The sequence below is a fragment of the Frigoribacterium sp. PvP032 genome, assembly GCF_017833035.1.
In the GTDB taxonomy this organism is placed as follows: Bacteria; Actinomycetota; Actinomycetes; order Actinomycetales; family Microbacteriaceae; genus Frigoribacterium.
The window spans coordinates 1,399,356-1,419,262 of sequence record NZ_JAFIBM010000001.1 but is presented as its reverse complement, the minus strand read 5'-3'; the positions used below and the strand labels follow the sequence as shown (position 1 = coordinate 1,419,262).

Annotated in this window: 17 protein-coding genes; 12 read left to right on the top strand and 5 right to left on the bottom strand. The window is 72.2% G+C overall.

What is annotated here, in order from left to right; translation table 11 throughout:
- Window positions 1-147 precede the first annotated feature (147 nt).
- The 6 genes from JOE35_RS06545 to JOE35_RS06520 all read left to right on the top strand — a co-directional run bounded on the left by JOE35_RS06545 (window position 148) and on the right by JOE35_RS06520 (window position 8,325).
- Complete coding sequence (locus JOE35_RS06545) at window positions 148-1,005, top strand: glycosyltransferase family 2 protein (protein ID WP_209560413.1); 858 nt, start codon at window positions 148-150, stop codon at window positions 1,003-1,005.
- Complete coding sequence (locus JOE35_RS06540; protein ID WP_209560412.1) at window positions 1,005-3,326, top strand: hypothetical protein; 2,322 nt, start codon at window positions 1,005-1,007, stop codon at window positions 3,324-3,326. The genes JOE35_RS06545 and JOE35_RS06540 overlap by 1 nt, the downstream gene beginning before the upstream one ends.
- Complete coding sequence (locus tag JOE35_RS06535; protein ID WP_209560411.1) at window positions 3,323-5,188, top strand: hypothetical protein; 1,866 nt, start codon at window positions 3,323-3,325, stop codon at window positions 5,186-5,188. The genes JOE35_RS06540 and JOE35_RS06535 overlap by 4 nt, the downstream gene beginning before the upstream one ends.
- Window positions 5,189-5,274: 86 nt before the next feature.
- Window positions 5,275-6,291, top strand: coding sequence for a glycosyltransferase (locus JOE35_RS06530; protein WP_307802969.1), 1,017 nt, complete (start codon window positions 5,275-5,277; stop codon window positions 6,289-6,291).
- 1 nt (window position 6,292) lies between these two features.
- Complete coding sequence (locus JOE35_RS06525; protein WP_209560410.1) at window positions 6,293-7,258, top strand: NAD-dependent epimerase/dehydratase family protein; 966 nt, start codon at window positions 6,293-6,295, stop codon at window positions 7,256-7,258.
- Window positions 7,255-8,325 carry a glycosyltransferase family 2 protein gene (locus JOE35_RS06520; RefSeq protein WP_209560409.1) on the top strand — a complete coding sequence of 357 codons (1,071 nt, stop codon included), beginning with the start codon at window positions 7,255-7,257 and terminating at the stop codon, window positions 8,323-8,325. Before JOE35_RS06525 ends, JOE35_RS06520 begins: the two co-directional genes overlap by 4 nt.
- Here JOE35_RS06520 and JOE35_RS16065 read toward each other — a convergent pair.
- Genes JOE35_RS16065 through JOE35_RS06505 form a run of 3 tightly spaced genes read right to left on the bottom strand, consistent with a single transcriptional unit; the run spans window position 8,302 to window position 11,557 of the window.
- Entirely contained in the window at window positions 8,302-9,786 is a 1,485-nt protein-coding gene (locus tag JOE35_RS16065; RefSeq protein ID WP_209560408.1) for a glycosyltransferase, read from the bottom strand. The genes JOE35_RS06520 and JOE35_RS16065 overlap by 24 nt on opposite strands.
- Complete coding sequence (locus JOE35_RS06510; protein ID WP_209560407.1) at window positions 9,783-11,312, bottom strand: glycosyltransferase; 1,530 nt, start codon at window positions 11,310-11,312, stop codon at window positions 9,783-9,785. Before JOE35_RS06510 ends, JOE35_RS16065 begins: the two co-directional genes overlap by 4 nt.
- A complete protein-coding gene (locus tag JOE35_RS06505) occupies window positions 11,309-11,557 on the bottom strand; it encodes a hypothetical protein (protein ID WP_209560406.1) in 249 nt (82 codons plus the stop codon). Before JOE35_RS06505 ends, JOE35_RS06510 begins: the two co-directional genes overlap by 4 nt.
- Before the next feature lie 194 nt (window positions 11,558-11,751).
- On the opposite strand from JOE35_RS06505, the gene JOE35_RS06500 reads away from it, so the two are divergent.
- The 6 genes from JOE35_RS06500 (at window position 11,752) to JOE35_RS06475 (ending at window position 18,675) form a co-directional block, all read left to right on the top strand.
- Window positions 11,752-12,378, top strand: a complete 627-nt coding sequence (locus JOE35_RS06500; RefSeq protein ID WP_209560405.1) for a hypothetical protein — start codon at window positions 11,752-11,754, stop codon at window positions 12,376-12,378.
- Window positions 12,375-14,543: a carbohydrate binding domain-containing protein gene (locus JOE35_RS06495; protein WP_209560404.1), complete on the top strand. Its 2,169-nt coding sequence runs from the start codon at window positions 12,375-12,377 to the stop codon at window positions 14,541-14,543. The genes JOE35_RS06500 and JOE35_RS06495 overlap by 4 nt, the downstream gene beginning before the upstream one ends.
- A 105-nt stretch (window positions 14,544-14,648) precedes the next feature.
- Window positions 14,649-15,638, top strand: coding sequence for a GDP-mannose 4,6-dehydratase (locus JOE35_RS06490; protein WP_209560403.1), 990 nt, complete (start codon window positions 14,649-14,651; stop codon window positions 15,636-15,638).
- 3 nt (window positions 15,639-15,641) lie between these two features.
- On the top strand, window positions 15,642-16,601 hold the full coding sequence (locus JOE35_RS06485; protein ID WP_209560402.1) for a GDP-mannose 4,6-dehydratase: 960 nt from the start codon (window positions 15,642-15,644) through the stop codon (window positions 16,599-16,601).
- 71 nt (window positions 16,602-16,672) lie between these two features.
- Entirely contained in the window at window positions 16,673-17,812 is a 1,140-nt protein-coding gene (locus JOE35_RS06480; protein ID WP_209560401.1) for a glycosyltransferase family 1 protein, read from the top strand.
- Between the two features lie 14 nt (window positions 17,813-17,826).
- Entirely contained in the window at window positions 17,827-18,675 is an 849-nt protein-coding gene (locus tag JOE35_RS06475) for a glycosyltransferase family 2 protein (protein WP_307802968.1), read from the top strand.
- 48 nt (window positions 18,676-18,723) lie between these two features.
- Here the strand turns inward: JOE35_RS06475 and JOE35_RS06470 are convergent, their stop codons facing one another.
- Window positions 18,724-18,954: a hypothetical protein gene (locus JOE35_RS06470; protein WP_209560400.1), complete on the bottom strand. Its 231-nt coding sequence runs from the start codon at window positions 18,952-18,954 to the stop codon at window positions 18,724-18,726.
- 39 nt (window positions 18,955-18,993) lie between these two features.
- Window positions 18,994-19,851 (bottom strand): D-alanyl-D-alanine carboxypeptidase family protein, encoded by an 858-nt coding sequence (locus tag JOE35_RS15840; protein WP_209560399.1) that lies wholly within the window; start codon window positions 19,849-19,851, stop codon window positions 18,994-18,996.
- Between the last annotated feature and the right edge of the window lie 56 nt (window positions 19,852-19,907).

Here is a 19,907-nt window from a genome sequence, read left to right as displayed (position 1 = left end):
CGACAGTCCCGTCGCCGGGGCGACGACGTCGCCCGGCAGGCGACGAATCATCATCACACATCGTCCCGACAGCCCGCGCGAGGCTGCCCGTCCCGCTCCGGAGCCGCCAGTACACTGACTCACTGATCGAGCCAGAGAGCAGCGTGCATGTCCCCCCGTCTCACCGTCGTCATCCCGTCCTTCAACAACGCCGACTTCATCGACGACACGGTGCGCTCCGTGCTCTCCCAGGACTACGACGACTTCGAGCTCGTCGTCGCCGACCACTCGTCGACCGACGACACCTGGCAGCGGCTGCAGGCGTACGCCGACGACCCGCGCGTCACGCTGCTGCAGACCCCCGCAGGAGGCGGCGCCCCCGCGAACTGGACGCGCGTGACCGACGCCGCCACCGGCGAGTACCTGCGACTCGTGCCCGGCGACGACGTGCTGCACCCCGGCACGCTGCGCGACCACGTCGAGGCCCTCGACGAGCAGCCGACCGCCGTCGTCGCGTCGTCGCCGCGCTCGCTGATCGACGCCTCGGGCGCCACGGTCCTGCGCCGCCGGGGCAAGGACTGGGGCCGTCGGCTCGTCCCCGGCGCCGAGGCCGTCCGCGCCACCGTGCGCGCGGGGACGAACGTCTTCGGCGAGCCCTTCTGCGTGACCTTCCGCCGATCGGCGCTCGTCGAGGCCGGCGGCTGGTACCCGGCGTTCCCGTACCTGATCGACCAGGCCAGCTACTGCCGCACGCTGCTGCGGGGCGACCTCGTCGCCGTCCCCGGGCTGGCCGGCGGCTTCCGCCTGAGCTCGACGCAGTGGAGCGTGGCGCTGTCGGCCGAGCAGTCCCGTCAGGCACGCGGCTACCACGCCGAGCTGCACCGCGAGCACCCCGAGGTCGTGAGCGCGGCCGACCGTCGCCTCGGCGACCTGCGGGCGCGCCTGGCCGCGCAGTCGCGTCGCCTCGTCTACCTGGTCCTCCGTCGCCGGATGCAGGCCGGCGAGCGCGCCTCGGGCCGGCGCTGATGGCGGCGCCCCGCGGATCGACGACGACGAGGGCCGGGCAGCGCCCGACCACCGAGGTCGAGCAGCGCGGCGCGGCGCGGCGGGCCGCCGACTGGTGGGGCACCGCCTACCTCGCTGCGGGCGTCCTCGCCGCGGCGGGCGTCGTCTTCGCGATGAAGCTGTGGCGCGCCGACTGGGCCGTGCCGTTCTTCGACCGCAACGACGCCCTCGCCGTCTCGGCCCACTTCAAGACGGTCTCCGAGACCGGCTGGTACGAGTCGCAGCCCCTCCTCGGCGCCCCGTTCGGGCAGCACTACCACGACTTCCCGACGGCCGACAACCTGCAGTTCATGGCCGCGCGGGTCTTCTCCGCGGTGCTCGGCGACTGGGCTGTCGCCCTGAACGTCTGGTACGTGCTGGGCTTCGTCCTCATCGCGCTGACCGCGACCTTCTTCTTCCTCCGGATCGGCATGTCCCGGGTCCTGTCGGTGGTGCTCGCGGTGCTCTTCGCCCTCGCGCCGTACCACTTCATCCGCAACGAGAACCACCTCGCGCTGTCGACCTACTTCACCCTGCCGCTGGCCTTCTGGGTCGTGCACCTGATCGCGACCGGGCAGCCGCTCTGGCTGCGTCGGGCCGGCGTGCGCAACCCGGTGCTCGCGGTCCTGACCGGGCGCGGGGCCGCGGTCGCCGCCTCCTTGGCCCTCGTCGTGACGGGCGCCACCTACTACGGCTTCTTCACCGTCGTGTTCATCGCGCTCGTGGGCGTGGCCTCGTGGTGGCGCGTGCGCGACTGGCGCCGCCTGGCGGGTGCGGTGGTCGCCGGCCTCGTGGTCGTCGTGACCGCGGTCGCCAACATGCTGCCCGACGTGCTCTGGTCGTGGCGCAACGGCTCGGACGGCGGCGCGCTGGTCCGGACGCCGGTCGAGACCGAGTACTACTCGCTCAAGCTGACCCAGCTGCTGTTGCCGATGCCGGGGCACCGCGTGCAGTTCCTCGCCAACCTCCGCGACTACTACGACGACTACTTCCCCTACCGCTCGGAGACCCCCGTGCTCGGCGCGGTCGCGGCGGCCGGGTTCGTGCTGCTCGTCGTGGTGGCCGTGTCCTCGCTGCTGGGGCGACGGCGCCCGGTGGCCGGCTCGACGCCGGCGAACGCGGAGCGGTTCAGGACGATCCGCCTCATGGCCGGGCTCGCGCTCGTGGCGTTCCTGTTCGGCACCTTCGGCGGGCTCTCCAGCCTCTTCTCCTTCGTGACGAGCTCGCTGCGCGGCGCGAACCGGATGTCGATCGTGATCGCCCTCCTCTCGCTCGCGGGCCTCGGCCTCGCGCTCGACGCCGCCGTGGCCCGCGTCGTCACGTGGCGGCCGCACCTGCGACTCGCGCCGGCCACCGCGACCCTCGCCGTCGGGGCCGTCCTCCTCGCCGGCGGCACCTGGGACCAGACCAGCGCCGAGGTCGTCCCCGACTACGCGGAGCTCGACGCGACCTGGGCTGCTCGCTCCGCCTTCTTCGCGCAGGTGCAGGACGAGGTGGGAGACGGGGGCCAGGTGCTCCAGCTGCCGTACTCGGACTTCCCGGAGGCGAGCCAGTCGACCGGCCACGACTTCAAGACGGGCCTCGACTACGCCGAGATCCTCATCCCCTACCTGCACACGACGACGGTCCGGTGGTCGGGCGCCGGCATCAAGGGGCGCACGGCCGCGGAATGGCCTGCGGCGGCACAGGACTACGACCCGGCGTCGGTCGCCGACCAGGTCGCCGTCCTCGGCTTCGACGGCGTGCTGGTCGACCGGGACGGGCTCCTCGACCGGGGCTCGGAGCTCGAGTCGGGCCTCGAGGACGCCCTCGGCGTGCCCGTGCTCACCTCGGACGACGGCCGGTGGGTCCTCTTCACCGTCCCGCAGGGCCTCCGTGACGCGGCGACCGACCTGCCCCGCGCCGAGCTCGACGATCTCCGCGAGGCGATCGAGCAGCCCCTGGTGGCGTCGCCCGGCAGCACCGACCCGACCGTCGGGGGCGACAACACCGTCAACAGCGTCGACGTGCAGAACGACCGCGACGAGACCGTCCGCGGCGCCCTCCGTCTCGAGCTGACGACGCAGGCCCAGGTGGACGCGGTCGTGCTGACCACGCCGGACGGCACCCGCACCGTCGTGCCCGTCTCGGACGCGAAGGTCGACGTCGACCTCCCCTGGGACTTCGCGCCGGGGACCACGCACGTCACGCTGGCGGGCTCGGACGACGGAGGCGCCACCACGCTGCCCACCTCGCTCGCGATCGGCATCGACCACGTCGCGGTCCTGCAGGACGACGTCGAGAGATTGGACCTGACCCCGTGACGACCGTCGCGCCTCCCCCGCCCGGGTCCCGGCCCTGGCTCACGACCGTGCGGGCACGCGTCGCGCGGGGCCCGGTCCGCGCCGCCCTGGCCGTCGCCGTCGCCATCGTGGCCGCCCTCGCGCACCTCTGGCTGCAGGCAGGCGTGCTCCTCACTCGGCCCGACTTCGCCTGGAGCTCGTTCCGCGACTACTTCCCGTACGACCAGCTGTCGTACATGTCCATGGTCGTCAACACGGCCGAGGGAAAGTCCGACGCCCTCGAGCCGTTCACCGAGACGGGCGTGAACAACTACCCGCACCTCTGGTACGTCACGCTGGGGCACATCTCACGCCTGACGGGGCTCGACCCGCTGCAGGCGTGGGCCGTCGCCGGCATCACGGTGCAGCTGGTCTTCGTCGCCGTCCTCGCCCTCGTCCTCGTCCTCCTGTCGGGGCGGCTCTGGGCGGGTCTCCTCGCCCCCCTGCCGTTCGTCGTCGGCACCTTCTCCTCGTTCATGGGCTCGCCCGACGGGTGGTTCCAGAGGCTGGACGCGCACGCCGTGCTCTGGGGAGCCTTCGGCACCCTCTTCACCATCAACGGCGAGACGGTCTCCCTGTGCCTGGGCGGGGCGGCGCTCCTGCTGCTCCTGGTCGCCTGGACGCATGTCCGCGCGACGGGAGCGCGGGTGGCCCTGTCCGTCGTCGCGGCCGGGATGATCGGCCTGATGGCGAACATTCAGACGTACTCGTTCCTCGTCACGATCTACCTCGTCGCCTTCGTCCTCGCGGCGTACTGGCTGGTCGTGATCGGCCGACGCTGGCTGTGGATCCTCTCTGGCGTGGCGATCGTCGCCGTCTTCGTCCTCGGCCCCGGCATCGCCGACTCCGCCGGTCCCCTCGTGACCCTCGTGTTCGGGCTCCTGCCGACGCTGCCAGGGCTCGTCGTCGCCCTCGTCCGCAGTCGCGGGCTCCTCGCGGTCTACGGCGTGGTGGCCCTCGCGGCCGCGGCTCCCCAGCTGACCGCGACCCTCGGAGGCGTCGCCTCGGGCGACCCGTTCCTCACGTACCGGGTCGCCTCGAGCGCGAACCTCGGCGTCGACTGGCACGGCGTCGTGGGCTCGGCCGCCCTCTGGCTGCCCCTGCTCGGCATCGCCGCCGCGGGCGTCGCCCGACGCCGGCCCTTCTGGGTCGCCTACCCCGTGGGCGTCCTGGCGGCCTGGTTCCTCGCGGCCTCGAACGACATCTGGGGCGCGAACCAGGAGCCCTACAGGTTCTGGCTCGACGTCTTCGTCCTCGTCTGCATGACGATCCTCCCGGTCGGGGCGCTGGTGCTGCGAGAGCTGCTGGTCGACGGCCCCTCGCTCGCTCCCCTCGCCCGGCGCGCGGTGGGCGGCGTCGTGACGGCGTGCGTCGTGCTCGCGGCCGTGTCCGCCGTCGACTTCGTCCGCTTCACCCAGGACGACGAGTACCACCAGCTCATCGACTACAACACGACCCGCGACCAGGCGATGACCGCGGCGACCAGGTCGATCGAGGACACGCCGGGCGGCTCGGGCGACGCCACGGGCCTGCTCGTCGGCGACCCCTGCATCGAGCCGATGCAGCTGAAGATCGCCGCGGGAGTGCCCGTCGTGAACTACAACCTGGGCATGGCGTGGCCCGCGGACCGCGCGTCGATCGACCAGGTGTCGGCGGACCGGACGGCCGGCGTGCTCGACCTCGAGCACCTGCGACAGGCGAACGTGCGCTGGGTGCTGACCGACAGCGCCTGCACCGTGAACTGGGAGTCCGCCTACGGCGCCCAGCTGGAGCGCGTCGAGTCGGCGGACTTCGAGCTGCCCGGCATCACGGGCACGATCACGCTGTGGCGGGTGCCCGCGTGAGCCCCCGCGACGTGCACGGGGACGGCCTCACCGGCACGTTCAGGGTGCCCGGATCGGCCGACCCCGCCGTGGTAGTGTCACGTCCCGTGTCGAGACCCGCCGAACCTCCTGTCTCGCCCGCGCACCGCATCTCGGTCGTCATCCCCGTCTACCAGGGCGAGACCACCCTGCCGGCGCTGGTCGACGAGATCCTGGCCCTGGCCTCCGAGCGACTGACGCCGGGCGGCCACCTGCGGCAGATCACCGAGGTGCTGCTCGTGCACGACAACGGGCCCGACGCCTCCGACCAGGTCATCCGCGACCTCGAGAGCCGGCACGCCCTCGTGCGCGGCGTCTGGCTGAGCCGCAACTTCGGCCAGCACGCGGCGACGCTCGCCGGCATGGCCTCCACCGGCGGCGACTGGATCGCCACCATCGACGAGGACGGCCAGCACGACCCGGCCTACCTCGACTCCATGCTCGACACGGCCATGCGCGAGCAGGCCGCCCTCGTCTACGCGAAGCCCACCAACGCGGCGCCGCACGGCCCCTTCCGCAACGCGGCCTCGAAGGGCGCGAAGGTGGTCCTGCGGACGGTCATGGGCGGGGGCGACGCGTCGCAGTTCCAGAGCTACCGGCTCGTCCTCGGCGACGTCGGGCGCAGCGTCTCCGCCTACGCCGGCTCTGGCGTCTACCTCGACGTCGCCATCGGCTGGATCACGCGACGCATCACCACGAGCCCCGTCGAGCTGCGCGAGGAGGGGGGCCGGGCGAGCGGGTACTCGCTGCGCAAGCTGCTCTCCCACTTCTGGAAGATGGTCCTCACCTCGGGCACCCGCGGGCTCCGCATCGTCAGCGTGCTCGGCATCGCCCTCGCGGTGATCGGCCTGCTCTTCGCCGTCTACGTGGTCATCTCCGCCATCGCCGGGACGCAGCTTGCTGCCGGCTGGTCGTCGACCATCGTCGTCGTGCTGCTGTCGACCGGCGCCATCCTCTTCTCCCTCGGGGTCGTCGCCGAGTACATCGGCGTCGCGGTCAACATGGCGATGGGCCGCCCCTCCTACCTGATCGTCAGCGACCCAGGACGCGGCCCCCTCGGTCGGCGTCGATCCACCGACTCCTGACGTGACCGCCCCAGTCGACCTGACCGCGAGGGCGCGGCGTCGCCACCTCGTCGTCGGGGCCGGCGGCCTCCTCGGAGGGGCCGTCGTCGCGGCTCTCGAGGCGGACGGCCGCGACGTGGCGCGAGCCCGGGTGCCGTGGCACGATCCCGCCGCCTCCGTCAGCGTGCTCTCGTCCCTCGTGCGCGACCTCCTGGTCGACGGCGCGCCCTGGTCGCTCGTCTGGGTCGCGGGCGCCGGCGTCGTCGCCAGCGGTGCCGACGCCCTCGCCGAGGAGCGCTCGGTGATCGCCAGGGTGCTGTCCGAGGTGGGCGCGGCGATCGCGGCCGACCCGGCCCGCGCCTCCCGCGGGTCGGTCTTCGTCGCCTCGTCCGCCGGCGGGACCTTCGCCGGCTCGACCGGCACGCCGTTCGACGAGACGACCGAGGCGCGTCCCCTCGCGCCCTACGGCTGGAGCAAGCTCGCCGTCGAGACCCTCTTCCGCGACTGGTCGGCGAAGACCGGCGTGCCCGTCGTGATCGGCCGCTACTCGAACCTCTACGGCCCCGGACAGGACCTGCGCAAGGCCCAGGGCCTCGTCTCGCAGCTGTGCCTCGCGCACCTGCAGGGCCGCCCCTCGTCCATCTACGTGCCGATCGACACCATCCGCGACTACCTCTTCGTCGACGACGCCGCCGCGATGACCGTCGAGGCGGTCGACCGGGCTGCCGCCCTGCCCGCGGGCACGGTCGTGCTCAAGGTGATGGCGTCGCAGCAGGGCGTGACCATCGGCTCGCTGATCAGCGAGCTGCAGCGCATCGTCAAGAGGAAGCCGCGCATCGTGATGGGCAGCCACTTCACGGCCTCGGTGCAGGCGCCCGACCTCCGCTTCGGCTCGGTCGTCTGGCCCGAGATCGACCGGAGGATGCTGACGCCCCTTCCCGCCGGCATCCACCGCACCCTCCTCTCGCTCCAGGCGGGCCTCCGATGACTGCCCCTCGCGTGTCGGTCGTCGTGCTGGCCTGGAAGCTCGTCGACGAGCTCGTGCTCTGCCTGGACGCCCTGGCCGCCCAGGTCGACGCCCCCGAGTTCGAGGTCGTCGTCGTCGAGAACGGCGCCCGGCCCGAGATCGGGCGGGCACTCGACGACGTCCCCGGGCTGGTGCGGGTCCGCCTGGCCGCGAACGCCGGCTTCGGCGCGGGCTGCGACGCGGGCGCCGCGGCCGCGTCGGGCTCGGCCCTGGTGTTCCTGAACGACGACGCGCTGCCGCGCCCCGCCTGGCTCGCCGCCCTCGCGACGCGTGCCGACCAGGCCGACTCCCCCGTGGCCGTCGGCAGCCTGCTCGTCGACCAGCACGAGGTCGTCCAGGAGGCCGGCAGCCGCCTCCGACGGGATGCCGGCACCGTCCAGCTGGGGGCGGGCGCCACGCTCGGCGACGCGCGACGGGACGGCCTGCTCGTCAGCCGCCCCGTCGACTACTGCTCGGCGGCGGCGCTCTGGGTCGACCGGGCCGCGTTCGACGCGGCCGACGGGTTCGACGACCTCTTCACCCCCGCCTACTACGAGGACGTGGACCTGCAGCTGCGACTGCGGCTCGCAGGCGGCCTGGTGGTCGTCGAGCCCGCGGCCGTCGTCCAGCACGAGTCGGGCACGTCGACGGGCAGCGTGCCCGACTACCGCGCCTTCCTCGGCCGGCGCAACGGCTCCCTCTTCGCCGAGCGCTGGGCCTCGACCCTCGCCGCGGCGCCCGAGCCGGACGCGCCGCTCGGCCAGCTGACCGAGGTCCGTCCTCCTGCCCCCGTCGTCCTGCCCGACGACGAGGCCGAGGCCCCCCACCCTGCCGTGGCCGCCTCCTACGTGGCGTGGCTGCTCGAGCGTGCCCGCCGGGCCGAGGAGGCGGAGGAGACGCTCGCACACCGCTTCGCCGACCTGCAGCACACCCACCACGAGTCGCTCCAGCTCACCCACGCGATGAAGCTGCGGATCGACGAGCTGGAGTCGACGACGCTCACGGACCAGGTCCGCTCGCGCGTGTCAGCGCGCTTCCGCCGTGGCTGACGCCTCGACCGCGGTCGCCCCGGCCACGAGGGCCCAGAGCCGCGCCGCGTAGTCGTCCCAGCTCGGTCGGGGCAGCGAGTCGCTGAGCGCGACCAGCTCGGCGTGCAGCTCGTCGTCGGTCAGGAGCCGCTCGATCGCGTCGGACATCGCCGTCGGGTCGTGAGGGTCGACGACCAGGGCGCCGTGGCCCTCGCCCAGCTCGCGCATGCTGCCGAAGTCGCTCGTGACGACGGGCACCGAGCTGACCAGCGACTCGACGACCGGGAGGCCGAAGCCCTCGTTCACGCTGCAGAAGACGGTGCACCGCGCTGACCGGTAGAGGCTCCACACGGTGTCGTCGTCGACGCCCGAGAGCATCGTGACCGGCCTGCCCTTGCGACGGAGCGTCGAGACCATCGCCTGGAACTCGCCGTCGCCCCACGCGTTGCCGCCGACGAGGACGAGGGCGAACTCGTGGCCCCGTCGCCAGTTCAGCTCGGCCGCGACCAGCAGGTTGAGGTGGTTCTTGCGAGGCTCGTGGCTGCCCACGGAGAGCACCACCGGGGTGCCCGTCAGGCCGAGCTGCGCCCGGACCCTGGCGACGGTCGCGTCGTCGACGCTGCCCACCTGGCTCGGCAGGCCGACGGTCTCGATGCGGGGCGGCGTGAGGCCGGCGCCCGGCAGCATGGCCGCCCAGCCGCCGTACTCCGTGGCGGCCGCGCTCGAGATCGGCGCGACGACGTCGACCAGCGACAGCATCGCGAGGTACTCGGAGAACGCGCCGGGCATGCCGGGCCCGCTCGTCTCGGACGTGGTCACGGGGATGCAGTCGAAGCCGATGGCCGCCGATCGCCGTGCCCCGAACCGGACGACCGAGCGGAGCGACGCCGTCCTGGCCGCCGCGACCGTGATCTCGGGGAGCACGAAAGTCGCATCGAAGGGGATCAGCACTGCGCCCGCCGGGACGGGAGCCACCGTGCCGGCGTCGGCGAGCAGGACGCGAGACGTCTCGTCGTCCGTGAGGCCGTGCAGCGTCCGGCCTGCCGGGTCCCAGGCCGCGAGCGTCAGCTCGGCGTCCCTCGTCCAGCGTGTGACCGTCTCCCGGGCGACGCGCTGGATGCCCGTCGTGAAGCGGCTGCGGCTGGTGTCCGTGACGTCGACGACGACGCCGCCGACGATCGCCAGCGGACGGGCGCGGCGGGGCAGCGAGCGCGAGAACTTCGCGTACTCCGCGGTCAGCGGCTGCACGAGGCCCTCGATGCGCCACTGCCGGGTGAAGTCGACGACCGCGGCCGCGAGCGGCACGCGCCGCTCGAGCACGGACAGCAGCAGGTACGAGAGCCGGTGGCTCGGCTCGCCCAGGTCGCGGGAGAGCGCCTCGATCAGCCGGGCACCCGAGAGGGCCTCCCAGTCGACCGACGCCGAGGAGGCGGTGCGGGCGGCGAGCCGGAGCCCCTGGTCGTGGACGGGTCGCGTGATCACGCCGCCACCCCCTGCCAGATCTCGTCGGCGTAGGCACGCCAGGTCTTCGGTCGTTGTCTCGCGATGTCCGCGACGAGGGACGCGTGCAGGGCGTCGTCGGTGAGGAGGCGGCGCATCGCGTCGACGATGGCGGTGTCGTCCCGAGGGTCGACCTGCAGGCAGCCGCCGACGCGGGCGATCTCGTCCAGGCTGCCGAAGTCGCTCGTCACGACCGGCGCCCCGAGCGCGAGGGACTCGGCCACCGGCAGGCCGAAGCCCTCGTGCAGCGAGACGAAGACGCTGAAGCGGGCCTGCCCGAACAGGGCCCAGAGGTCGTCGTCGCCCAGGCGGCGGTGGGACTCGACGCGCATGCCCAGCTTGGACAGCGCCGTGACCCGCTTGTCGAAGTGCAGGGTGGCGGTGCGGCTGCCGCCGCCGACGAAGACGATGCGGAACCGGTGGCCCTCGCGGTGCAGCAGCTCGGCGGCGAAGAGCACGGCGTCCTGGTTCTTGCGGGGCTCGTGGCTGCCCACGCACAGGACCACGGGATCGGCTGCCGGGTCGGGAGCCACGCGGCCGGCGGCGGCCCTGGCCACCGCCGAGACCTCGGTCGCGAGGCTCGTCGTGACGACCTCGGGACCGGTCAGCCCCTGGCTCGGCAGGGCGCTGACGAAGCCGCGGAACTCGTTCGAGGCCGACTCGCTGATGCCGTGCACCCGGCGGGAGTGCTTGACGAGCGTGAGGTAGTGGGCGAATCGCTCGGACTCGGCGTTCGGCAGGGTGTCGGCCATCACGAGCGGGATCGCGTCGTACCCGATCAGGTCGACCTGGTTGCCGGAGTACCGCGCGATCGACGTGAGCGTGTCGCAGACGTGGAACGCCGGCACCTCGGCGACGAGCAGCACGGAGTCCCAGGGCACGAGCACGTGCTCGACCGCGAGCTCGGCGTCGGTCAGCACGGGGTCGTCGGCCTTCGGCAGACGGCGGTCGTTCCAGTGCAGCACGCGGTCGCGCTGCAGGTCGGTGAGCTCGCGGTAGCCCGTGCTGTCCTGGTTCCAGGCGACGAGGCGGTGCGTGCGCGAGGGGTCGTCCTGCCACTCGGGCACCGTGTGCCGGACGACGCGCTGGATGCCCGTGTTGTGCTCGTACTTGGCGCAGAAGTCGACGTCGACCAGCACCGTGTCGCGCACGAGCTCGATGGTGCGGAGGCCCGAGTGGGTGCGCGACTGCACGTCGAGCGTCGACTGCAGCACCCCGATGAGGGCCGTGGCAGGGGTGGACAGCAGCAGGGCGCGCGTCAGCTTGCCCATCTCGGCGACCGACGGGAACGTCCCCGTCAGCCCGACGTAGAGCAGCCACCGGTCACGAGGCGACGAGGAGGCGCGGGCCGAGCGGGCGAGGGCGTCCAGCGTCGCCGAGGGGCTGAGTCCCCCGACCTCGACGCCGAGCGCGTCGGCGACGACGGCGAGGCGGCCGACGAGCGCGCTCCGCAGGCCGTCGACCTCGTCGCCGACGACGTCACGGTCGATCGGGACGATGCTGGTCATCGGCGAGCCAGTCGACGGGCCACCTCGACGGCCGCGAGCCGACCGGCGGGAACGACCCCCACCTCCTTGGCCTTCTTCGAGAAGAGCTTCGCGGTGCGTAGCGGGCGGGTGACCCGCCACGACACGGTCTGCTGGATCGCCTGCAGGGCGTCGGTGACGTTGGAGGTGACCGTCAGCCAGTCGTCGAGCACGGCGTCGCGCAGTTCGTCGAGGTCGCGTTCCGCGTCCGTCCGGTGTTGTTCCATGACTGCATCCTCCGAGGTCGTGCCTGCACGTCGCCTGCGTCGGCGGCACCGCGACGGCGTCCCCGTGACTGCTCTTGTCCCCCGAAAGGGACGAGGCGGATCGGCCGAGAACGCCCTGCCCGGCCTGACGCGCCGTTAGCATATCGTCTAACCCAAAGGCTCGGAGCAGGGTCCGCGCCGGAACGAGTGATCACATGAAGAGAGCCTCCATCATCACGTGGAGCATCGTCGGGGGCGTCGTCGTCGTGGGCGGGATCGTCACCGCCGTGGCCTTCGCGGCCTCCGACGGAGGCCCGGACGCGCCGCCGTCCGTGTCCCCCACCACGAGCGCCGCGGCCAGCCCGAGCAGCACGCCCGACAGCACGCCGACGGCCTCGGCCGAGCCGTCCGCGGACCCGTCGGAGGCGGACCCGTCAGAGCCTGCCCCTGGCGGATCCGCCGAGCCCACGCCCGCCGCGCCGGTGGGCCCCGGCCAGCCGACCACCGAGGCACCGGCGGCGCCGGCGCCGGGCACGACGCCCGTCTCGGCCACGCCGTTCGTCACCTTCGACCAGTGGACCGCGGCCAGCAGCACCCTGACGGTCGGGGCCACCGTCCCCGAGGTCGTCGAGCAGGGCGGCGCCTGCACCCTGACCGTCAGCAAGGGCGCGACGACGGTCTCCGGGTCGTTCACGGCCCTGCCCTCCGCGTCGAGCACCGACTGCGGCTCCATGGCTCTGTCGAGCCCCTCCTTCAGCGCCGGGACGTGGACGGTGAGCGTCGCGTACGCGTCGCCCACCGCGGCCGGCACCCTCTCCGACTACGAGGTCACCATCCCATGAGACGACACTCCCGCTTCATCGCCCTGGCCACCTCCGTGGCCGTCGCGGCCGGCCTCCTGACCGGGGTCACGAGCCTCGTGCAGGAGGCGCCCGCGCAGGCCGCCGAGTCCGCGGAGGCCGCCTCGACGGCGGACGCCCGCAACTTCAACGCCGGCAACATCATCAGCGACGCCGCCTTCTACAACGCGGCTGCCATGACGGCCGAGGGCGTGCAGGCGTTCCTCAACTCCCGGGTGGTCACCTGCAAGGGCAGCAACGGCCAGGCCTGCCTGAAGGACTACCGCTCGGCGACGCCCGCCCGCGCCGCCGACGCCTACTGCGCAGCGCTCGGCGGGAGCTCGAACGAGACCGCCGCCTCCGCGATCGTGCGCATCGGCCAGGCCTGCGGCATCAACCCGCAGGTGCTGCTGGTGATGCTGCAGAAGGAGCAGGGCCTCGTGAACTCGACGGCCCCCTCGGCGAGCGCCTACCGGATCGCGATGGGCTACGGCTGCCCCGACACGGCGGCGTGCGACACCCGCTACTACGGCTTCGCGAACCAGGTCTACAACGCGGCGCACCAGTTCCAGCGCTACACGAAGACCAGCTCGTCGTGGAGCTACCAGCCGGGCCGCACGAGCAACATCCTCTACCAGGCGAACAACCCGGGCTGCGGCACGAAGAGCGTGGCCATCGCCAACCAGGCGACGGCCAACCTCTACATCTACACCCCGTACACGCCCAACCAGGCGGCCCTGAACGCCGGGTACGGCACGGGAGACTCCTGCAGCGCCTACGGCAACCGCAACTTCTACCTGTACTTCACCGACTGGTTCGGCAGCCCCTCGAACTACCTGCAGTCCCCCTCCTTCGAGGGAGGCTCGGTGGCCGGCTGGCAGTGGAGCAACGGCTTCATCAACCGCGTCGCCGTCAACAACGCCGGCCAGGCACAGTCGGGCAACTACTTCCTCGCCACGAACACGAGCGTCGGCAGCCGGGCCGTCACCCAGGACGTCCAGCGGACCACCAACGTGGGCGAGCAGGCGACCGCGACGGTGTGGCTGCGCTCCGGGGCGGCGGCGGCGTTCAAGGGGAAGGTCGTGGTCTGGGGCCTCGGCGGCACCCAGGAGGTGGCCGAGAAGTCGTTCACCGTCGGCCAGACGTGGACCCAGGTGCAGGTCTCGCTGCCCGTCCGCGCGAGCTCGCACAGCACCATCCGCCTCGACGTCTACATGGGGACCACCGGCTCGGACCTCTGGATGGACACGACCTCGCTCGCGTTCGGCCGGGCGCCGGAGCAGCAGAACGTCATGATCGACCCGTCGTTCGAGCGCGGCTCGTTCGGGGCGTGGACGCCCGGCAACGGCTTCATCAACCGCCAGGTCTACAACGACCCCTCGCTCGCCCAGGCCGGGTCGTGGTTCGCGGCCGCGAACACGCCGGTCGCCGGTCGCAGCTTCGCCCAGGAGGTGGCGGTGCAGGCAGCGCCGGACCAGACCTGGACGGCTACGGTGTGGCTCAGATCGACGTCGAACACGCCCTACAAGGGCACGTTCGCCCTCTGGGGCCTCGGCGGGTCGCGCAACATCGTCGGGCAGTCCGACTTCACGGTCGGGTCGAGCTGGCAGAAGTTCCAGGTCGCCCTGGGGACGTCGAACGTCACGCCCAAGTCGCTGAAGCTCGAGGTCTACATGAAGACCGCGAACGGGCAGACGCTGTGGCTCGACAACGGCAGCATCAGCAAGCAGCTGCTCGCGAGCCCCGGGTTCGAGGGCGGCCAGACCGCCGGCTGGTCGACGAGCGGACGAGGGATGAACTTCGCCGCCTACACGAAGGCCACCAGCGGCGTGGACCCGGCGTCGGGAACGCACTTCGCGGCGACCAACACCACGACCGCAGGCACCTCGCTCTCGCAGACGGTGGCCCGGCAGACGGCACCCGGCGAGACCTACACGGCCGTCATCTACGTCCGCAGCGGCACGGCAACGCCCTTCTCGGGCCGACTGGCGCTGTGGGGCCTCGGCGGCACAGCCGAGGCGGCGAGCACGTCGTTCACGACGACAGGCTCGTGGACGCGCGTGGAGGTGGCGCTGCCGACGAAGTCGGCCCACAGCCAGCTCAAGTTCGAGATCTACGAGGACTCGGTGGGCAACACGATGTTCCTCGACGCGGGGTCGCTGTACTGATCCCCCCTCCGCCTCCCGTGCCGCGCCGGGGTCCCGCGACGCGGGTCCCCGGCGGGGCACCTGGCTAAGATGTCGTGTCGGCCGGAACGAACGTAAGGAACCTGAATGACCAAGCGCGCCCTCATCACCGGGATCACGGGACAGGACGGCATGTACCTCAGCCGCCTCCTCCTCTCGAAGGGATACGAGGTCTACGGCCTCGTCCGTGGCCAGAACAACCCCAAGATCCCCGTGATCCAGTCGTGGGCTCCCGAGGTCAAGATCCTCACGGGCGACCTGCTCGACCAGTCGAGCCTGCTGCGCGCGCTGAACAGCTCGAAGCCCGACGAGGTCTACAACCTCGGCGCCATCTCGTTCGTCGCGTACTCGTGGGAGAACGCCCAGCTCACCAGCCAGGTCACCGGCCTCGGCGTGCTGAACATGCTCGAGGCGATCCGCCTCTACGCGGGCGACGACATCTCGAAGGTGCGCTTCTACCAGGCCTCCTCCTCGGAGATGTTCGGCCGGGTGCAGGAGGTCCCCCAGAAGGAGACGACCCTCCTCTGGCCCCGCTCGCCCTACGGCGTCGCCAAGGTCTTCGGCCACTACATGACCATCAACTACCGCGAGTCGTACGGCATGCACGCGTCGTCCGGCGTGCTCTTCAACCACGAGTCGCCCCTCCGCGGCCCGGAGTTCGTCACCCGCAAGATCAGCATCGCCGTGGCGCGCATCGCCCTCGGCCTGCAGGACCAGCTCAGCCTCGGCAACATCGACGCGAAGCGCGACTGGGGCTTCGCGGGCGACTACGTCGAGGCCATGTGGCTGATGCTGCAGCAGGACGAGGCCGACGACTACGTCATCTCGACCGGCGAGACCTACTCGGTCCGCCAGTTCCTCGACATCGCCTTCAACCACGTCGGCATCTCCGACTGGGAGAAGCACGTCTTCCAGGACCCGCAGTTCTTCCGTCCCGCCGAGGTCGACCTCCTCATCGGCGACTCCGCCAAGGCACGCGAGGCGCTCGACTGGACGCCGGCCACCGACTTCGAGACGCTGGTCACGATGATGGTCGACGCCGACATGGAGCGCGAGAAGGCCGCGCAGGGCAAGTAAGGCATGTCCCGCGCGCTCGTCACCGGGATCGCCGGTCAGACCGGAAGCTACCTCGCCGAGCACCTCGTGGCCCTCGGCCACGAGGTGCACGGCGTCGTCCGTGACGCCGGGGGCGCCGACCACGCGCCCCTCGTCGAGAACGGCGTCCCGCCGGAGGCCGTCCTGCACGTCGGCGACCTCACCGACCACGCGGCGATGCGCGCCATCGTGCACGACGTGCGGCCCGACGTCGTCGTGAACCTGGCCGCGCTCAGCAGCGTGGCCGCCTCCTGGAAGAAGCCCGTCGAGACGAGCCTGCTCAACGGCACGGCCGTGGCGGCCCTGCTCGCGGCCGTCGCCGAGCTCAACGCCGACGGCGGCGACACGGGGTTCGTCCAGGCCTCGAGCGGCGAGATCTTCGGCCAGCCCGCCGAGTCGCCGCAGACCGAGTCGACCCGCGTCGCGCCGATCAACCCCTACGGGGCCTCGAAGGCCTACGCGCACCTGCTCGTCGGCGCCTACCGCGCCGCCGGGATGCGTGCCTCCGGCGTCGTGCTCTACAACCACGAGTCGCCCCGGCGCCCCGAGCAGTTCGTCACGCGCAAGATCACGGCGTCGGCCGCCCGCATCGCGCGAGGCGAGCAGCGTGAACTCGTGCTGGGCGACCTGACCGTGCGCCGCGACTGGGGCTGGGCCCCCGACTACGCCCGGGCACTCGCCCTCGTCGCGACGAACGACGTGGCCGACGACTTCGTCGTGGCCACCGGCGAGTCGCACAGCATCCAGGACTTCGTCGACGCCGCGTTCGCCCGGGTGGGGATCGACGACACGACCGGCCTCGTGCGGAGCGACGCCGAGTTCGTCCGACCGGCCGACGCCCAGGAGCTGCGCGGAGACTCGTCCAGGATCCGCGGGCGACTCGGCTGGGCGCCGACGCGCTCGTTCACCGAGATCGTCGAGGCCATGGTGGACGCCGACCGCTGAGGCGCCCTCCCCCTGACACCCGGCGCGCTGGTCGCGTGCCCGCCCTGACCACCGACCCGAGGAGCACCGCCGTGAGCACCACCGTCCTCCTCGACGCGACGTCGATCCCGGCCGACTCCGGCGGCGTCGGTCGCTACCTGCGCGAGCTGGTGCCCGAGCTGGCACGCCGGGACGACCTCGTCCTGCACGTCGCCTGCCAGCGACGAGACGTGCCGTGGCTGACGCGGGACGCGCCCGGCGCCGTCCTGCACCCGGCTCCCGCGGACACCACCTCCGTGGCACGCCGCCTGGTCTGGGAGCAGCTCGCGCTGCCCCGGCTCGCCCGACGGGTCGGTGCCGACGTGATCCACTCGCCGCACTACACGATGCCGCTCGTCACTCGGATCCCCCGGGTGGTGACCCTGCACGACGCGACGTTCTTCTCCCACCCCGAGCTGCACGGCCGCCTGAAGGGGCCGTTCTTCCGGCGCTGGATCCGCCTCGCCTCACAGCGCGCCACGCGCTGCATCGCGCCGAGCCAGGCGACGGCCGACGAGGTCGCACGCTGGGCAGGTGCTCCGGCACGGCCGATCGTGGTGTCGTTCCACGGCGTCGACACCGAGCGCTACAGCCCCGGGAGCCGCGCCCGCGAGGCCGAGATGCGCAGGTCGCTCGCGATCGGCGAGGCCCCCTACGTGGCCTTCGTCGGCACCGTCGAGCCGCGCAAGAACGTCGGCCCGCTGCTCGACGCGATCACCCGGCTGGCCGAGCGTCGACCGGAGCTCGCACCGCGCCTCCTGCTGGCCGGAGGCCGTGGCTGGGACGAGCCCGTCATCGAGCGCCTCGAGGCCGCGGCGCCCGGGGCGGCCTACCGGTGGCTCGGCTACGTCGACGAGCAGCTGCTGCCGTCGTTCGTGGCGTCGTCGACGCTCGTGGCCTACCCGAGCGTCGGGGAGGGCTTCGGCCTGCCGATCCTCGAGGCGCTGGCGAGCGGGGTGCCCGTCGTGACCACCGACCGGCTGGCGGCGCCCGAGGTGGGCGGCGACGTCGCCGTCTACTGCGAACCCGACGCCGCCTCCATCGAGAACGCCCTCGAGGCGCTGCTCGACGACGACGCCCGTCGGGACGAGCTCGGCCGCCGAGGGCGTGAGAGAGGGCTGACCTTCACCTGGCGCCGCACGGCCGACGAGCACGCCGCCGTCTACGCCGGGGCCGCGCGGAGGCGATCGTGAACAGCGTGCTCTGCGTGACCGTCACGTACAACCCCGGGGGCACCCTGGCCGAGTTCGTCGACTCGCTCGTGCCTGCCGGCTTCCCTCCCGGACGGCTGCTCGTCGTCGACAACGGGTCGACCGACGGCGCCCCGGAGGCGGTGGCCGAGGCCCACGAGCACGTCACCCTGGTCCGCTCCCCCGGCAACGTGGGCTACGGGAGCGCCGCGAACATCGGCGCCCGGCTGGCCGCTCCGGACGAGGAGTGGCTGATGGTCTGCAACCCGGACACGATCGCGACCCCGGAGACGGTGACTCGCCTCCTCGAGGCTGCTCGCGACGAGCCGCGTGCGGGAGTGCTCGGCCCGCGGATCCTCGATCCCGACGGCACCGTCTATCCCTCGGCGCGGGCGCTGCCGTCGATCAGGACCGGCATCGGGCACGCCCTGCTCTCGGGCGTCTGGCCGTCGAACCCCTGGACGCGGCGCTACCAGCAGCGGGACGTGTCGTCGTCGGCCGAGACGGCCACGGCCGTCGGCTGGCTGTCCGGGGCGTTCCTCCTCGTGAGGCGCGAGGCCTTCGAGCAGGTGGGCGGCTTCGACGACGACTTCTTCATGTACTTCGAGGACGTCGACCTGGGGCGTCGCATCGCGTCGGCCGGCTGGTCGAACCTGTACGTCCCGACCGCCGAGGTGATGCACATCGGCGGCGAGAGCACGGCCAGGGCCGCCGACGTGATGATCGAGGCGCACCACGCCTCGGCCCGCCGCTACATCGCGAAGACGCACCCCGGGCTGCTGTGGCGGCCCGTGGTCGCAGCGCTGGGCCTCGGCCTGTCGGCGCGGGCCCGGCTCAGCATCGCGGCCGGGCACCGCCGCGGCTGAGCCGGGGCGACAGCTGTCTGCGAGCCCGCAGGCTCGGGATCCGTCAGATCAGCGTCCGGACCAGTCGGCACCGGTCTTGAGGGCCGTGCGCGGGATCGAGAGCGAGCTCAGGGCGGCGTAGAAGCCTGAGGCGTTCAGGTTCTTGTACTGCACACCGACGGCCTGCATGGCGTTGACCATGTCCATCGAGGTCATGTGGCGCAGGCTGCGGACGCCCACCATGCAGACGTAGCCGCCGCCCACCTCGGGCAGGTTGTCAGTGCATCGGATGATCAGCATCGTCGTGTCTCCAGGGGGTTCGTGAGGTCGGGGACGGCGTCAGCGACGCCAGTAGTCGGCGTCCTGCGTGAGCGAGGCACGGGGCAGGCCGAGGGAGTTGATGACGGCGTAGAACTGGTTCCGGTTGATCTCGTAGTAGGGCACGCCGAGCACCCGCATCGAGTTGATCATGTCGATCGAGGTCAGGTGCCTGAGGCTGCGCACGCCCACGAGGGTGGTGTAGCCCGCCGGCTGCTCGTTGAGCGCCTGCGTCGTCCGGATGATCAGGACGTCGGAGTCCTTGTCCACGCCGCTCGTCGGCTGGCCGGCGTACGCGCCGACGTAGTCGAAGTGCCAGGGCTCCGGGCGGCTGAAGCCGTTGCCGGTGGGGCTCCAGCCGTAGGACGGGGCGTTCGCGTCCATCCAGCGCTTGGCCGTGCTGCCCGCCTGGTCGACGCTCGCGCCGAAGTCGCAGGAGATGCCCCAGCCGTGGTTCGAGGTGCCCGGGTAGGCGGCGAGGTTGCCCGTGCCGGCCTGGTACTTGTTCCAGTACTCGACTTGGCGGGCGTAGCTGCGGTAGCCCTCGGTGATGGCGAGCGGGCGCCCGATCGCATTCGAGAAGGCGAGGCTCATCGAGAGGTACTGCCGCGCTGCGTCGTCTCGGAGGTAGCCCGAACCGGACACCGAGGCGACCACGGGGATGAGGTACGACGAGGGGATCTGGCCGTTCGAGAGGCCGCCCCAGGCGTTCACCTTGGCGGCCTCGAGGGCCTCGGCGACGCTCGCCACCGTGCTCGTCGTCTCGGCGAGGGTGGTCGCCGCGCGGGCTGATTCGGGTCGAAGGGCGAGAGCGGCGCCGGCGGTCGCCGCGCCGACAGCCGCGAGCGACAACAGGCGCCGACGGCCGAAGCCGCTCACCGCCGTGTCCCCCGGCTCTGCCTGACCAACAGAGGAGTCCATCTTCTTAAGATCGC

Coding starts and splice junctions, on each gene's coding strand:
- JOE35_RS06540 (WP_209560412.1), top strand. CDS start 1,005: ATGGCGGCGCCCCGCGGATCGACGACGACGAGGGCCGGGCAGCGCCCG.
- JOE35_RS06495 (WP_209560404.1), top strand. CDS start 12,375: ATGAGACGACACTCCCGCTTCATCGCCCTGGCCACCTCCGTGGCCGTC.
- JOE35_RS06470 (WP_209560400.1), bottom strand. CDS start 18,954: ATGCTGATCATCCGATGCACTGACAACCTGCCCGAGGTGGGCGGCGGC.
- JOE35_RS06500 (WP_209560405.1), top strand. CDS start 11,752: ATGAAGAGAGCCTCCATCATCACGTGGAGCATCGTCGGGGGCGTCGTC.
- JOE35_RS06490 (WP_209560403.1), top strand. CDS start 14,649: ATGACCAAGCGCGCCCTCATCACCGGGATCACGGGACAGGACGGCATG.
- JOE35_RS06545 (WP_209560413.1), top strand. CDS start 148: ATGTCCCCCCGTCTCACCGTCGTCATCCCGTCCTTCAACAACGCCGAC.
- JOE35_RS06520 (WP_209560409.1), top strand. CDS start 7,255: ATGACTGCCCCTCGCGTGTCGGTCGTCGTGCTGGCCTGGAAGCTCGTC.
- JOE35_RS06485 (WP_209560402.1), top strand. CDS start 15,642: ATGTCCCGCGCGCTCGTCACCGGGATCGCCGGTCAGACCGGAAGCTAC.
- JOE35_RS06505 (WP_209560406.1), bottom strand. CDS start 11,557: ATGGAACAACACCGGACGGACGCGGAACGCGACCTCGACGAACTGCGC.
- JOE35_RS06510 (WP_209560407.1), bottom strand. CDS start 11,312: ATGACCAGCATCGTCCCGATCGACCGTGACGTCGTCGGCGACGAGGTC.